Raw genomic sequence first — 14,296 nt, 5'->3', positions numbered from 1 at the left:
CGGGAGGCCCCGCGCGCGAGAAAGATGGTTGACGAAATTAACCATGATCGAACAATCCGGGCTTTTCCCGGATATTAACGGGTGGCCGTGAGATTTTCGGGGTTCGGGACTTTCCCTCCCCCATCCCCTCCCGCCTGCGGGAGGGGCGTGCCCGGGGCGATAGCATGCGCCGCCGCGACGTTGGTCCCGAAGCTCACCCAGTATCGCTCCCCTCCCGCAGGCGGGAGGGGATGGGGGAGGGCACTTGCCCCGAACGAAACCCCCTCAGTCAGCCCCCCGAAACGGCACCAAGGTCCGATACTGCGCCAACGGCGGCGCCCCCGCGACCACCGCCCCGCGCTTCAGCATAAAGGCATGGCGGACGATCTCCGCCTGCTGCTCAAGTCCATAGCGATCGAAGCGCTGCCCCGGCTTCAGGCAATAGCTATAGCGGCAAAAGGGATGGCGTTTCAGCGGCAGGAATATGCCCCGCTGATGCTGCCAGATATTCACCCTGTGTTTGCGTGAATGCAAACTGCCAAAAGTTTGTTGATCTAGCGGAAAACGCCCAAAAGCGCCTCGTAAGAGGAGAGGGGAGGAGCGCCCGGAACGGGATAGCCTTGCCGCATGAGGAAGGCATGCCTGACGATCTCGGCTTGCTGCTCCAGCCCATAGCGATGCAGCTTCCATCCAGGCTTGAGGGTGTAGCTGTATCGGCAGAAAGGGTGGCGAGCGAGGGGAAGATAGACACCGCGTTGTGTCTGCCAAACGTGGCAGAGTTCGTGCAGAAAGAGGCCCTGACTGCCCAGCGCTTCCTTGCTGAAGTCCTCGCTCCACATGTCGCTTTCGGGGTGGAGGTGCAGATGACCGCACGGAGCCATGACGGTATGCTTGGGCTGAAAGAACGCCCACTTTTTCCGTCTTACCTCAACGCCAGCGAGGTTTACGCTGTCCCGGTACACGGACTTGGCGAGGGCAATTTCACCCGGCGTGAGTAAGCGACCTGATCCCTTCGGTGTCTCTGTCATTAAATAATCATGGGGTGGGCGTGTCAGCCCCGCAAGCGGCGTTGCAGCCGTTTCCAGGCAGTCTCGCTGGCGCCCCATTCGGGAAACGTCGGTGGTAGGTTGGCAGGCATGATATGTTTGGGACGCGCTCCGCATTTCGAGCAGCGCAGGTAGCCCGGCAGACATTCCATTGCGGTGTTCTTGCGGAAGAGAAAGCACCAACGCGCGAAGGGATCACGATGCACTACGCCCTGATGGCCGCACGAACCGCAGACTGCTCCGATATTCGCGTGATGACGGGTAAAATCAGAGAGCGTTTTAAACCGCGCGTTGCCCACATCAAAGGGGTAGGGGCAGTTGGTTTCGATCAGGCAAACGGCTGGGATTGAGCCGTTCGCATATGGTCAGCGCCAGCTCTTTGGCCGCCTGCTCGCGGATGCGTTGAACGGGAGCCGTGAGGCCTACGCGCGCCCAACCTGCGGAGGTGAGCAGCGCATCACTGATTGCGTGGGGATCGATGCGTTCCATTGCCCAATGAGAACATAGGGGGAACGATTCGGCAAGGGTCGTTTTTCTCGGTGACAAACCATTGTTTTTGGGACGTGAGGAAACTGCCTCCGAAACGGCTGGTTGTTGGCGGATGGAAAAGTCGACGACCCCTTACGCCCTCGTCGTAGACGACGATCCGATCATTCTCATGGATGCCTGTGACATCCTTGAGGAGGCTGGCTTTCGGTTCCATGAGGCCGATAATGGGGATGCCGCTGTCACGCTCCTGGACGAACATCATAGCAGCGTGATCCTGCTCTTCAGTGACGTAGAGATGCCGGGTGGTCGCAACGGCTTCGAGTTGGCCCGCCATGTCGATAAGCACTGGCCACATATTGAAATCGTGATTGCCAGCGGCAATGTAAAACCCAAGCCAGGGGACATGCCAGAGAAGGCCACGTTCATCGCCAAGCCGTTCAATGCTCGAATGGTACACGAGCATCTGAGAAAGACGCTCCCGGACGACAAAAAGCCGGAGCCGTTGAAAAAGGCAGTTTAGATATGGCGATGGCCCCGTTTCTGGGGCCATGCTGTTATGGGTAAATCTCTTCGTACAAGTCCATCAACGCTCGGCCGAGTAGATTGGCAATCGGGCAGTGAGGATCGATCTGGAGGAGCGCCACAATGTCACTGCGGTAGCGCTCCACCTTGTCTTCGCGGGTCAGTTCACTTTCCACGGAGTATGCCAAAGATGCGTTCGAGCCCTTGGCTCACACGCTTCATTGTCGCCTCATGTTCAGCCTTGGTGGCTTCATAGCGGGTGTTCATCTCCTCGACCTGCGCTTCCAGCTGACCGATGGTGTTCTCGACCAGTTCGCGTAGTACCTTGTCCGTCATGGGCGTTGTCTCCTCTTGTTTTAGTGGATTGTCGGACCATCACGGCGTGGATTGCCATGTGGGTCGAATAGGACCGGTACAAGCGCTTCGCTCGGTGACTTGCCGCGAAGAATGCGTTGCTTTAGCGTGCGCTTACAAACGCCTAGTATCTCTGACCACTCAACCAAGCTCTTTTTCGTGCCATCGACTTCTATGTACGGACTGTATCGTGTGGTAAGCGAGCCGCACTTCATCTTCGTCTTGTACTTCTTCAAGCCCCAACCCAAGTCTGCCACCTGGGCGCGAGGGCTACGTCGATTGCGCTGCTGAAGGCTGCGCGAAGTCCAAGCGATGTTACCGGGTTCATATCCCTTGTCGTTGCTCACGCGGTCCAGCGTCAGTTCGGGACTTGGCTTAGGACCGATCGCTTTCAGGAAGTTCGCAAATCCGTCTTGTCCGATGAAGGACGAGTCCACCGTGATGCCGCGACCACCATAGTCGTTATATTGGGGGTGCTTGTCGTTCGTGCAGCGGAAGATCGCATTCCTAAGAGCAGCCTTCTCAGACTTGTAATTCTGCTTTGGAAATTTGGACATCTCTCTCTCCTTCTGTTGTTACACAGATACTTATCGGAGAGGATGAAACGTAAACTGCGCACTTAACTGGCAGCGGTAGTCCGTTCTGATAGATACTGGATGAAAACATCATCCAACGGACTTGCCCTTATCAAACAGTTTGAGGGATTGCGAACACAGGCGTACATTTGCCCTGCTGGCGTTCTAACCATCGGCTACGGCTCGACTGGCGCGCATGTTAAGCGCGGCATGGTCATCACTGAGGCGCAAGCGACTGCGCTACTTGCTCAGGATGTTGTGCGGTTCGAGAAGGCAGTAAACGGGCTAGGGGTCGCGCTCACCCAGAACCAATTCGATGCGCTCGTATCGTTCGCCTTCAATGTCGGGGAAAAGGCTCTTCGCGATAGTACGCTGGCGAAGAAGCTAAAGGCAGGCGATTACAAGAGAGCGGCTGCGCAGTTTGGTGCGTGGGTCAAAGGGGGCGGAAAGACCCTGCCAGGACTAGTGCGGAGGCGGGCGGCAGAAGCTGCGCTGTTCGTGCGATGACGTACCGCAATCCCTTTGAAGCGCGCTGCGCTCGCGACCTGGGAGCCGGGTGGGAGTATGAAGCGGTTAAGCTGCCCTACATCCTAGAATGCACCTACATGCCTGATTTTATCGACCGGGAGGGTAAGCGCATCGTGGAAGCCAAGGGCCTGTTCGATGCGGGGGATCGCCGCAAGATGCTCGCCGTGAAAAAGGCCTATCCCGATTGGACGATCGAGATTTGGTTCACCAACCCGGCGAAGACGATCAGCAAGGCAAGCAAGACCACGTATCAGGAATGGTGCGCCAAGCATGGCTTCGTCGCCAAGCGGGGGCCGACTAAGTAGTGGTGTCCTAGTGTTAGGGCGTTTCCGGCGGGCTGCTCAAAACCCACTGTGATATTCGGCCCCGTGTTGCTTTGGCAGCGCGGGGCTTTTTCGCGGGTATAAGGATCGCGCGCCTACGCGCGAGGCGGGGACAGGCTACTCGTCTCGAATCAGGACGCCGCCAAAAAATCTCGACTTGCCAGCACGGCGTTTGTCGCCCATACCCCGACTCGTCTTCACAGACACATGGCTGCGAGCGGTCCTTGCTCAGGTTCGATTCCTGGGGTGCGCCACCAACGACACCAATTGCCGTTGCCCGTTAGCGCCCTGCGCTTGCGGTGTGTTTCTGTGCCCGCGCTGCGGGAGAAAGACGTACTCGGTGAAAATCGAAGATAACCGGATCAGCCATGCCGTGGGCGGGGCTTTGCCGTACAAACCATTGGGGCGTATTGCTCCTGGCGAGAGCGTGGGTCGGCCTCAGCGCGACACCGGCCATTTTCCTGCAACGGGCTCGGGTGTGTGGAGCGCGCCCTATCCGATCATGCCTTGCGGCGGCATGGTGTGGGGTATCGCAGATGGCGTTGTCCATTTCAGCCCGGTCCTGCCTAAGGGTGTCTCGGCTGATGCTGCCGCGTTCATTTACGGCATCATGTCGTGGGTCTTCTACGCGCCGGAAGGCGCAACGATCTTCTCGGTCGAGAAGACCGTAGGCGATAGCCCCTTGTCCTGGCTGAATGTATTCACCTCCACGAAGGAGGATTGGGCAGCGCTCGACGCACTGTACGCGCGGCTGATGAAGGCTGCTGACGTCCAGGCCGAGGTCATGGCTGTTTGTGATGAGGTGCGGGCATGAGGCAGTCTGAAATCCGGCCGGATGGCAAGCTGCACCTCTTCGGCAGCAAGGCAGGCATCAAGAAGGTCAAGGACAATGGCGTCAAGGTCGCTGTCCCTCAGGACGTGCCGTTCATGGTCATCACCAAGGCGGCAGGACTTTTCCTGACGCACGGCCCGGTTGGCGGCAGCAAGGTGGCCTATCAGCTGATTAAGTGGGCCTATCATAACGTGCCTGCCTTCGGCGTCTCGATTGAGCCGACAAACGGCATCAACATGCCTGTGATCTGGCTTCCGAGCCAGGATGCCGCGAAACGGGCGGTAGCGTCGCTGAACGGCGCATCGCTCGTCTCGATGGGGGTGCAGTGATGGACCGCGAACTCCAGCACCCGCTTGCCAACCTGCTTGCCAGCGTCGCGGATGAATGGCTCCGCTATTTTGGCGACACGGATGCGCAGGTGGAAGAGATGCACAGCATCATCGCCGATATTGCGCATGACCGTGTGAGCCTCGCTCCAGAGGAGGTGGAAGCATGAACTACGGGGCGGTCGAGTACGACCCGGATCAGGCAAAGGAGGCGATCAGGAAGTTCGCCCTTTTGTACTTCCTCAAGCATGGCGCGTCGAACAGTAATGCTGACCAATTGTCTGACAGCATCTACAACGCTCTAGATGAGGCAGAGCGAACGGAAGCGTTCAACCGTCTGTCATCGGCTGTTGAGCGCGCGTTCAACCGGCTGCGCATCAACGGCTATCGCTGCGAGCAGGACTGGCAATGCTGCATGTCATGCGGCTGGGCTGCAATCCCTGACGAGGAAGCCGACCATGCCGTCTGGTATCACAGTCAGGACCGTGCAGTCGCGTTTGATACCGGTAAGCTCTTGCTCGTCTGGCAGGGCGATGCTGCCCTTATTCGTTCGTGCCTTGAGGCAGAAGGCCTTGCGGTCGAGCATGACGGCACGGTCGAGCGTCGCATCCGCGTGGAGATGCCGTCATGAGCGCGAACAGCGTCGAAATCGACGAAGACAACCCGAAGGCAAGCCTCTTCACCGCAGCGGTTTGGTTCTTCTGCAACGAGGGTCCCACACCGGAGGCATGTGCCGCGCTCGTGCTTAAGGTGTGCGAGGCGATGGCCTATGTGCAGACCCTCGATCCCGAAGACCGCTAGCGGTTGTTCAGGGCCGCTGCGCGTATCTGGGCGGCACTGACGGTCTGGGGGTTGGAAGGGTCGCACTTGGCTTGCCCCCAGATCACCGATTGGCTCAGCCCAAGGTGTCATATCGTAGACCCGCAAACCCGCAGATTCCTGCGGGAAATGGCCCTTTGTTACAAATCCATATAAAGATGATGATGTAACACCAGCAATGGCGAAGCCCGTTATGCAGTCTGCGTCGATGAATAATGACACCGATAAGGGGCATATCATATAAATAATCTGTAGACGATGTTTGGCTGGAAACCGCCGTCGTCTATGACGGCGAAGCCAAGCATCCTTGTACCAAACAAAGAGTCAGGCCCGTCGTGCGATTTCCAGCCCGCACGACGGGCTCTTTGTTTTCGAGGTACAAAAATGAACATCAACCTAATCAGCCGCGGATGCGGCCAGGGCAAGACACAAGCTGCCCTCAACATCATGGCAAAAACCGAAGAGCGTTACGTGATGGCACAACCCAGCCTCCGTCTCGTCAACCAGAGCCATGCCGACTTGCTCGGCAAGAACCCTGATGCTCGCGCACAGGTCATCACCAGCGATACCAACGGCGGAGTAGGGCAGAGCATTCGTGCCGCCCTGTCGCGTCCCGGCCTGCTCGCGCAATCGCCCAACCTGCTGTTCGTGACGCACAAAGGCGTGATGGACCTGGACGGAGCCGACCGCAGCGGCTGGAACCTGATCGTTGACGAGATCCCCAGCGCGACTGAACACCTCGAATACAAGCTGAAGCTGACCCGCCGCTATGTGGTGCGTCACCTCGCTATCCGTCCCGGTATCGGTGACAGCTACGAGCTGGTCATCAAGCCCGGTCACATCGAGAAGGTGCAAGCGATGCTGCGCGATGCGGGCAAGGATACGCTCGCCGCTGCGCTCGCCGATCTCTGGAACCTGCTGCTTAACCCGCACTATCGCGTCTTCGTCACCAAGTCGGAGTGGCTGAGCGCGGGCGAGACGGCACGCGGCGATGTGGAGTTGAATGCGCATGCGATCCTCCAGCCTTCGGTCTTTGCCGGGTGGAAGAGCGTGACGCTGATGGGCGCGAACGCCGACAAAAGCCGTCTCGTGCAGATTTGGTCGCAGATGGGCGTGACGTTCAGCGCGCATCCCAGCATCGAGAACATGGCGCACAGTCAGGCTACCGGCATGCGGCTGACCGTTCGTTACATGACCAACAAGGTGTGGACCCGATACCTACGCGATAACGCGCTCGGCCGCACTGGCTTCCGCGATATGGTGAGCAAGCTCGTTCCCAACCTGCCAGACGATTATATCTGGAGCGCCAACAACGCCGACACGGGGAAGGTCGAACAGATCATGGTGGGGCGCAAGCTGCCGCCCGTATCGCATGGCCTAAATGCCTATCGCAGCATCGACACTGCCGTGAGCCTGGGCAGCTTTAACGACGACCTCGCGCATGCGCGCTTCCTCTCTGATGCTTTCCAACTGTCCGACGAAGACCTGTTCCGCAGCCGTGCGGGTGAAATGACCTATCAGATGGTCATGCGGACATCGCTGCGCATGGAAGGCGAGAGCAAGCCTGTCAGCGCATTCGTACCGGACTGGCGCACTGCTGAGTTCCTGGCCGAGTTGCTGCCCGGCGCTCGCGTCGAACATCTGGACCTGGGCATCGAAGAATTGAGGGGCGCCAAGCCCCGTTTCCGTGTGGCGAACACGGCTGCTGAACGCATGGCCAAGACCCGCAGCAAGCAGGCGGCGGCGGTCGAACGCAGCAACGAATTGCTAGAGCTTCACCGCATCGCATCGGGTGCGCTCGTCGGCGAAGCCCCGGTCATCATCACCAGCAAGGCAGTGGTCGCAACGCGCGACATCGCCAGCCATGCGCTGCCCGATTGGGATAGCCTGCGCGACCTCCTGGAGAGCGATCGTCACCGCAAGCTGGACAAAGATAAGGCCGGATTGATCGTCGGTTCGCTCATGGACCCTGACGCCAGCCCCGATAGCGTCGCCGGTCTCGCGAACGTGGTCTATACCCAGTTTGCCTGGATGGACGTGGACGATGGCGACTGCTCGCCGGAACAGGCTTCGCGCCTGCTCGGTGACGTAAAGCACCTCGTCTACTCCAGCTTCAACAACGGCAAGGTGGCGGGCAAGCACCGCTTCCGCATCGTCGTGCCAATGAACAAGCCCGTGGATGCTCCGACCTATCGCGCCATCTGGCAGGTGCTGGCCGACCGTTTCGCCGCCGCAGGCTTCTGGGTGCCGACGAAGGCTGGTGAGGAAGTGCCAGGCAATCGCCCGGTGAGCGGTCTCGACTACAGTAAGTGCAAGGTCAGCGACTTCATGTACCGCCCGGTTCGCACGGCGGACAAAACGAAAAACGTCTGGATTGATTGCTGGTCCTTGCCGATCATGGACGTGGACGGCTTCGTGCATGCAATCCGTGATGACGAAGACGAACTGCTCGACCTGTGGCTGGAGGAGCGCAACGCCAAGCGCGCTCGCGAAGAGGCGCTGTTCAAGGACGTTCCCGATCTGCTGATCCAGTACCGGGCGCAGGCAGCGGCAGCGACGAAGCGTGATGCTGCGGAGCGGGTCGCACAGGAGTTCGCCGCGATCCCAAGCGGCGGCATGAACCAGAACCTCTTTCGGTTGGCGAAGTGGCTCGTGGCTAGCGGGCATTCGCCGGACGAGATGTTCGCGGAATTGTCGATGCTGCTGGCGAGTCGTCCAGGCGGCAAGGATCACCAGCGAGACCTACAGGATATTCGCGAAGACGCGGTTCGAGGCCGCATGAGAATTGCACGATGATTTTTGATGTTGAAAAATGTGATGGCTACCAAGCCTGGACGACTGACTATGACGCTGCGCTGGAGGCTTGGTGCCTCCAGCATGGCTATCCGACCCAACGATATGATGACGGTATCCGAATCGAGGTCCGCAGCCGATCCCAGGCCACATATCTACAAGTCGCGTGGGGGAACCTATGACACCCGCCGACTTGATCCGCGAGTTTCTGGCGAAGGGCGGTAGGGTCACACAGTGCAAGGCTGTCGTGCCGCGCAATATCGCCCGTGATGCCCCTCCGCCCTTTCCGCCGTTGCACGTTTACGAGGAAGCGTTCGACGCTTTGCAGAACCAGCGACCGGGCGAACGATGGAGCGCCGACTGGTGGGCGGCATATGACATCGGCCCATGCGATCCCAATCGGGAGATCGCAGAAGCCGCCGCCGCGTTCGTTATTGCACGGGATGAAGGGCTGGAGAGCGGCGAGCTATATCGACGCAGCTTGTGCCATAAAGCCCCGTGGAAGCGCGTGAAGCCCCGGAGAACATCCGGGGCTTCACTGTATGCGGAATACCTGATTGACGCTGTACGGGGCGCTGTGGGCGTTAGCGGGTGCGATTGTACTCCAGCTGCCAGCGGTAAACGAGGTCCGTGAATTGCTCGCCAAACAGCGTTCCCAGCCGTTCAGCAACATCAGCGTCCACCGGGGCATCACCGTCGATCACGCGGTTCAGTACATCGCGCTTCATGTCGATCCGCTCCGCTGCCTCCTCGACCGTCAGTCCCTTTTCGGCGATCTGATCGCCAATCATCGAACCAGGATGCGTAACCCCGCGCTCGTCGTGAACGATCATGTCTTCGGGATCAGAGATTTTGTAGCTCATATTGGCCTCCAGGATGACGCTAACAAAAATGGCGGCAAAAAGCGAGGGGCGCGCGCCCCTCAGTGATAATCCTCGTAGTCCAGCACGGTGACTTCTTGGCGGGGGATATTGACGATGAAAGTCAACCGATAATTGCGCGTAACGACGAGTGACCAACTATCGGGGCGACTAGGTGCAAGATCATGCGCCTTCCAGCTTGGAACTGCGCGAAGCTGGTTGGGATGATCCATGACCTTGATAGCGGCAATCATTTCAACGATCTTGCGCGTCTCAAGTGCGTCGAGCCCCTTAACGCTAGTCCGGCCGGGGTTTTCAACGAGTGCCTTAACCCGCTTGTCCTTCACGCTAACGATCTTCATTTTTGGATGCTCCGTGCTGTATTCCAATTTGATACAGCCGCATTCCAAAAGAGCGACTAAAGATTGCCGGACTCGCAAAAATCTGGAGGATTATCTCCTGCTTTTTGTCACCGCATCCAGAACTTGCTTCATCATGTCCTTTGTCTCGGTCATCATGTTTTCGAGGTTCTGGGTGGTATTTTTCAGCACGGCCAGTTCGCGCGCCGCGTCCTCTCGCTTACCGTCGAGGGCGACGATCTTCTGTTCAGCGCCCCGAAGGTCGTGCTTGAGTTCCTTGATGTCGCGGTCAGCGTTGATGATGCGGCTGACGACCCAAGCCATATAGCCCAGGACGGCGAATAGGGCGGTGATCGCGCCAGCAGCTTCGCCCAGTGGCTTGTACCACGGGTTCACCACTGGGGCGGGCACTTCGACGGTTGCCTTCAAGGTCGATTGAACGACCGGCGGGGGCGTTTGGGCTGTGGCTGTCATGTCAGTTTCCCAGCGCCTTGTCGCCGACTGCCAGCGCGATAAGACCCACGATGCCTGCCTGTGCCAGCCGTGTTCCAATCATCGAACGAATGAAGGGGATGCTCCAAACCCATTTGGCGACAATCCAACCCTTACCCGCGAGAGCGCCAGCGCGCGCCAGCTTGCTTACGGGCTTCACTTCACTTTCTGCGGTCTTTTCGACCGTCTCATTATCATTCATTTTAATCTCCTAATCCGGAAGTTCCCCTTAGTTGGTTGGCTTGATCGGCCTGTTGTTGGTTGCTTGATGATACAGGAACCACGAGCTACCGGCGTTGTCCGGGCCTAGTGCGGTCTGTTCTGCCAACTTCTGTTGGAAGCGCTGCTCGGCGAGATCGACACAAGCATCCAAATCGCTGCCCGTCATGCCCATATCCTTGAGCAGAGCCGGGCCAGCGAGCATCTGGTCGCACGCTTGTCCGTCGCGACGATCCCAGATGGGGTTGCCGTTATTGTCACGGTCATAGACCTCATCCCATGTTCGACAGCGAGGGTTCTGTGCCATATCGACTTCCTCGAAAGTCTGCGGCAGCTTTGATACGTCCCCGCCCGATGCGTAAATCTGCTCGTTCGTCCACAGGATGGTCATGTAGGCATAGCGTGAGTTGATAAGCGGATTTTTGATACGCCCGACAATACGCTTGCGATGGGCGGCCACGAGCCAGTCCATAATGGCCTTTGCCTTGGGCGATGCTGCGCGAATTGCATCGTTGAAGCCAAGTCGTTCAGCCATATGAAGTGCGGACAACCAGTAGCCGGTCATGAAATCGTGTGTGTGAATACCCTCGCGATTACCCAGGCCCGCATTTGCCAATCCGAAGCGGGCGCAGGCGGCATAGATCAACAGATTTTCGTCAATCTGCCCGTTCTTCATTACATTAGTGGGAGGGTTAAGGATACCGGGGGTGGACGCGTATGAGCTGTCATAAAACTGCTCAAAGTCGAACACGACCCAATCTAGCATTTCGTCACGGCTGTATAGGCGAGTGCTACCCTTTGACGCTGTTTTCCAGCACAATGCCGCATGAGCGAACTTCCACGCCGCACTACGCTGCGTGATGTTACCAGGGCCGTAATAGCTATACAGGATATTGTTGTCATAGAGGCGAGGTTGGTCACTCATCCTATGACCAAGGAACGCAAACTCCGGCGACTTGAATAGCAATGAACCCCAATGTGGGAATTGGTGGGCGTGCGCGTCATCAATCGAGTTGGTGCCGAAAATTGGGCGCTTGGGATCGTTATCTGAACCGGAGGTGCCGGATACTCGAAGTGGGTTGCTTCCTCGTACCCATTCTGAAACTCGTCCGCTTTGAATGTACCATGCTGTGCTCGGTGAAATGCTCATTTCGCCCGGACCATAATAGTGGTTGCGCAACGTGACCTTGCGGCGGGCATTACCCTTGTAGACCGGGGTTGGACGGCCTTTTTCCAAAGCATGGTAGGGGTCGCTGGCATAGCCGGTGAGATAGTCGAGCGCGATTTTTCGCATCGACACGCCTGTCATGGGGTGCGTGCTTTCCATGTCCAAGGCATAGCGAGCGACCATTTCTGGCATGATCTGGCGATCATCGCGCACGCCGCCAGGGCCAGTCAGTGGGGATCGGCCCATCTGATTGAATGGTGCGTATTTGAGGAAGATGCCCGCATTGGGGACCACACCGCGAGAATAGTAGAGCAGGTTGTAGGGCAGCTTCTTGCCAGCTTCGTTCGCAAGCTGCTGGATTTCTTCGTAGGTCGTCGGCTCGTAGCTCATGACCTGCCAGTTGCCGAAGCCGTTCTGCTGACCATTGTTGCCATAAATCAAGCGCATGTCAGTGCCGTTGGTCGAGTATCCGGTATAGCAAGCGAAGGGTACGCGCTGATCGAACACGGGGACGCGCTTCCATACGTCGGTCTTGCTGTAAGGCTCGCACTCGTGACTGCGCCAAATGACCGACGAACGTACCGTACCCGAATTGAAATGCGGATTATCACTCGTAATCATCGCATTACCAACGCCATCCCATGTGCCTTCCCAGGCCGGTTTGATGCTTGCGCTATTAAGGGGCTGGCCGTTGGGCAATTCGACGCGACCGAGCATATTGCCTTCAGCATCGTAGATCAGCCACTTGTGGGGCACCATGTAGCTTTCGTTATCCTTAGGATCACCGAATGGGTTTGCTGGCATCTTGCTTTCGTCCCAATCGTAGAAGAACTGGAATTGAACATAGGTGCCGATACGAATGCCTTCGCAGTAATAATTGATGCCGTTTATGTTTGGGCAAGAACCTTGTGGGACTACCTCAGTCCACGCGGCTTGTGCGCCATATAGCGCAGCGTCCTCAAAGCGGACGTTCTGCGCCACAGGCTTAGTCATCACCAATTCGTTGGGGTGAAGGACGCCCACGCCAGAGGACCAATCCTCCAATACAGCTTTGTAGGCGCGGTACTTGGGGATGGTCATTTCACCGATGGTGATGCCCAGTGTATAACCCTGCCCATCACTGGTCGAATAAGTGAGGTTACGCTGCGCGACTGCGGATGTGATCGCGCTGGCATCGACAACAAGGCTGTTGAGATCGGCGACGCTGATCGAACCATTGGAGACAGCTTGATACGTCTTGGCGTCCTCAATCTTGGTGAAAGATACGCTACAAGACTCGAACTCAAATCCAGGAATGGCGTCATTCACGTTGCCATGGCTTGAGCCGATGTAGACGCGAGATGTCGCATTGATGGACGGCTTAAACTCCGTGTCGATGCGGTCACTGGCCTGCTGACCGTCCAGGAAGAATGTTACATACCCGCCCTTGCCGGTTAGATCATTTTCCCAAAGGACTTCGTACGTCTGTACGCTTCCCCGGTTGATAAGGCGGTTTGTTCCTGCCCTAACATCACCACCGCCAGCCTGCGAGGAAAGGTAAACCGTTAGTTCGTCCGTCCAATTATACTTGAGTGTAACTTCACCAGTACCCCAAGCACCAATCATGCCGATAATGCCTGTTCCACCGGCTGGGATGAGGCACTTGACTTTCAGGCGAACTCCAGCAGGAACCATACTTGTCTGATAGTCGCTTGTGATAGAGAAGTCGGTGTTCAGCGCAGCTGACGCAAGAGATTGGTAGTCGTTCTTGTCCAGAACGAGGCGATTACCATTCCAGACGATCTTATCCTTGGAGTACTCGATTGGCATGATCGCCGCTGCGTCAACTGCGTTGCCCTTTGGGCGGAATTCAGTGCCGTTCCATGTCCAGTCAGACGAGCGCGTCACGGGCACTTTAGAAGTAACCGTCTTCTTGATTGGGATACCACTCGGAGTGGTGATCGTGAAAGACTTGTTCGTCTCGCCAATCGACAGGTTGAGCGGGAAGATAGAGCCGGGGGCAACGAAAATTTCGCCAGCGCCACTGAGGTTCAGTTCCTCCTTGGGGAAGCTGGGCTGAGGCATGGGGGCATTGGTCAGGCCAAGCGTGATCGCGTAGCCGCTGGTCGTGCTGTTGATCCACAGGCCAACGCCCGCATTCTTTTTGTCGTATGGGATAACGACCTGCGCTTGCTGTGTGAGGGTGATGCCCTCCGGTTCGCCATTGGCGACGGGGACGATCATGTAGACGCCTGGGCTACCTGCTGGCTGGGGGCTGTACTGGCTGAAATTGACGATGGAGCCAAAGCCGCTGTCACCGCTCTTACCGGCTGGACCCTCAGGGCCTTGCTCACCCTGCGGTCCCTGTGGGCCGACCGTGGCGTCAACCAGCTCGCCCGCAATGTCGATAATCTTCTGAACCTTCTTGGAAAGGTCGTAATTCTCATTCTTGAGCGGCAATAAGGTATAGGAAAGCTGCGATGCGGTAGAACCGGGATAGGGTTCGATCAGCGTGAGACTGTTAGGACTATCAATTGTCAATCGGCGTCCAAAAAGGACCCCCTATCGGCGTCCAAAAGGGACCCCCTTCGTCGAGCAGCGTGACGGGTATGACGGGTGCACCGTTCGCGCTG

At 57.7% G+C, this 14,296-nt stretch carries 20 protein-coding genes; 10 read left to right on the top strand and 10 right to left on the bottom strand.

The features are described from left to right. Positions 1-264: 264 nt before the first annotated feature. Together ASF14_RS06655 and ASF14_RS22170 are read right to left on the bottom strand one after the other, a co-directional pair. Complete coding sequence (locus tag ASF14_RS06655; protein ID WP_443025763.1) at positions 265-492, bottom strand: hypothetical protein; 228 nt, start codon at positions 490-492, stop codon at positions 265-267. 41 nt (positions 493-533) lie between these two features. After that, positions 534-1,007 carry a vgr related protein gene (locus tag ASF14_RS22170; protein WP_082442119.1) on the bottom strand — a complete coding sequence of 158 codons (474 nt, stop codon included), beginning with the start codon at positions 1,005-1,007 and terminating at the stop codon, positions 534-536. Positions 1,008-1,225: 218 nt separating this feature from the next. Here ASF14_RS22170 and ASF14_RS21815 point away from each other — a divergent pair, with 218 nt between their 5' ends. Further along, on the top strand, positions 1,226-1,375 hold the full coding sequence (locus tag ASF14_RS21815) for a hypothetical protein (protein ID WP_168371509.1): 150 nt from the start codon (positions 1,226-1,228) through the stop codon (positions 1,373-1,375). Here the strand turns inward: ASF14_RS21815 and ASF14_RS22485 are convergent. Next, positions 1,326-1,514 carry a DUF6771 family protein gene (locus ASF14_RS22485; RefSeq protein ID WP_082442118.1) on the bottom strand — a complete coding sequence of 63 codons (189 nt, stop codon included), beginning with the start codon at positions 1,512-1,514 and terminating at the stop codon, positions 1,326-1,328. The genes ASF14_RS21815 and ASF14_RS22485 overlap by 50 nt on opposite strands. A gap of 112 nt (positions 1,515-1,626) precedes the next feature. Here ASF14_RS22485 and ASF14_RS06645 point away from each other — a divergent pair, with 112 nt between their 5' ends. Continuing rightward, positions 1,627-2,034, top strand: a complete 408-nt coding sequence (locus tag ASF14_RS06645) for a response regulator (RefSeq protein WP_056433282.1) — start codon at positions 1,627-1,629, stop codon at positions 2,032-2,034. Between the two features lie 167 nt (positions 2,035-2,201). On the opposite strand, the gene ASF14_RS21360 is transcribed toward ASF14_RS06645, so the two are convergent. After that, positions 2,202-2,372, bottom strand: a complete 171-nt coding sequence (locus tag ASF14_RS21360; RefSeq protein ID WP_156361073.1) for a hypothetical protein — start codon at positions 2,370-2,372, stop codon at positions 2,202-2,204. A gap of 20 nt (positions 2,373-2,392) precedes the next feature. After that, the gene (locus tag ASF14_RS21355; RefSeq protein ID WP_156361072.1) at positions 2,393-2,947 is read right to left on the bottom strand and encodes a hypothetical protein; all 555 of its coding nucleotides are present in this window, start codon (positions 2,945-2,947) and stop codon (positions 2,393-2,395) included. A gap of 99 nt (positions 2,948-3,046) precedes the next feature. Here ASF14_RS21355 and ASF14_RS06640 point away from each other — a divergent pair, with 99 nt between their 5' ends. The 8 genes from ASF14_RS06640 to ASF14_RS06615 all read left to right on the top strand — a co-directional run bounded on the left by ASF14_RS06640 (position 3,047) and on the right by ASF14_RS06615 (position 8,589). Continuing rightward, positions 3,047-3,472 (top strand): lysozyme, encoded by a 426-nt coding sequence (locus ASF14_RS06640; protein WP_056433278.1) that lies wholly within the window; start codon positions 3,047-3,049, stop codon positions 3,470-3,472. Then, the gene (locus ASF14_RS06635; protein ID WP_056433276.1) at positions 3,469-3,798 is read left to right on the top strand and encodes an endodeoxyribonuclease; all 330 of its coding nucleotides are present in this window, start codon (positions 3,469-3,471) and stop codon (positions 3,796-3,798) included. The genes ASF14_RS06640 and ASF14_RS06635 overlap by 4 nt, the downstream gene beginning before the upstream one ends. 358 nt (positions 3,799-4,156) lie before the next feature. After that, entirely contained in the window at positions 4,157-4,630 is a 474-nt protein-coding gene (locus ASF14_RS21350) for a hypothetical protein (RefSeq protein WP_156361071.1), read from the top strand. Next, a complete protein-coding gene (locus ASF14_RS06625; RefSeq protein ID WP_056433271.1) occupies positions 4,627-4,977 on the top strand; it encodes a hypothetical protein in 351 nt (116 codons plus the stop codon). The genes ASF14_RS21350 and ASF14_RS06625 overlap by 4 nt, the downstream gene beginning before the upstream one ends. Next, positions 4,977-5,144, top strand: coding sequence for a hypothetical protein (locus ASF14_RS21345; protein WP_156361070.1), 168 nt, complete (start codon positions 4,977-4,979; stop codon positions 5,142-5,144). The genes ASF14_RS06625 and ASF14_RS21345 overlap by 1 nt, the downstream gene beginning before the upstream one ends. After that, positions 5,141-5,605, top strand: a complete 465-nt coding sequence (locus ASF14_RS06620; protein ID WP_056433268.1) for a DUF6891 domain-containing protein — start codon at positions 5,141-5,143, stop codon at positions 5,603-5,605. Before ASF14_RS21345 ends, ASF14_RS06620 begins: the two co-directional genes overlap by 4 nt. Next, positions 5,602-5,775 carry a hypothetical protein gene (locus ASF14_RS21340; protein WP_156361069.1) on the top strand — a complete coding sequence of 58 codons (174 nt, stop codon included), beginning with the start codon at positions 5,602-5,604 and terminating at the stop codon, positions 5,773-5,775. The genes ASF14_RS06620 and ASF14_RS21340 overlap by 4 nt, the downstream gene beginning before the upstream one ends. 402 nt (positions 5,776-6,177) lie before the next feature. Continuing rightward, positions 6,178-8,589, top strand: a complete 2,412-nt coding sequence (locus ASF14_RS06615; RefSeq protein ID WP_056433265.1) for a hypothetical protein — start codon at positions 6,178-6,180, stop codon at positions 8,587-8,589. A 581-nt stretch (positions 8,590-9,170) separates the two neighbouring features. On the opposite strand, the gene ASF14_RS06610 is transcribed toward ASF14_RS06615, so the two are convergent. The 5 genes from ASF14_RS06610 to ASF14_RS06590 form a co-directional block, all read right to left on the bottom strand. After that, positions 9,171-9,449, bottom strand: a complete 279-nt coding sequence (locus ASF14_RS06610) for a helix-turn-helix transcriptional regulator (RefSeq protein WP_056433260.1) — start codon at positions 9,447-9,449, stop codon at positions 9,171-9,173. A gap of 59 nt (positions 9,450-9,508) precedes the next feature. Beyond that, complete coding sequence (locus ASF14_RS06605) at positions 9,509-9,808, bottom strand: type II toxin-antitoxin system RelE/ParE family toxin (protein ID WP_056433255.1); 300 nt, start codon at positions 9,806-9,808, stop codon at positions 9,509-9,511. 90 nt (positions 9,809-9,898) lie between these two features. Beyond that, complete coding sequence (locus tag ASF14_RS06600) at positions 9,899-10,279, bottom strand: hypothetical protein (protein WP_156361068.1); 381 nt, start codon at positions 10,277-10,279, stop codon at positions 9,899-9,901. A 1-nt stretch (position 10,280) separates the two neighbouring features. Continuing rightward, on the bottom strand, positions 10,281-10,499 hold the full coding sequence (locus ASF14_RS06595; RefSeq protein ID WP_056433236.1) for a hypothetical protein: 219 nt from the start codon (positions 10,497-10,499) through the stop codon (positions 10,281-10,283). Between the two features lie 27 nt (positions 10,500-10,526). Further along, on the bottom strand, positions 10,527-14,204 hold the full coding sequence (locus ASF14_RS06590) for a collagen-like triple helix repeat-containing protein (protein ID WP_156361067.1): 3,678 nt from the start codon (positions 14,202-14,204) through the stop codon (positions 10,527-10,529). Between the last annotated feature and the right edge of the window lie 92 nt (positions 14,205-14,296).

Origin of the sequence: Sphingomonas sp. Leaf257, from assembly GCF_001422185.1 — a bacterium.
GTDB classification, from domain to species: Bacteria; Pseudomonadota; Alphaproteobacteria; order Sphingomonadales; family Sphingomonadaceae; genus Sphingomonas; species Sphingomonas yabuuchiae.
This window is presented reverse-complemented; position numbering and strand designations above follow the sequence as displayed.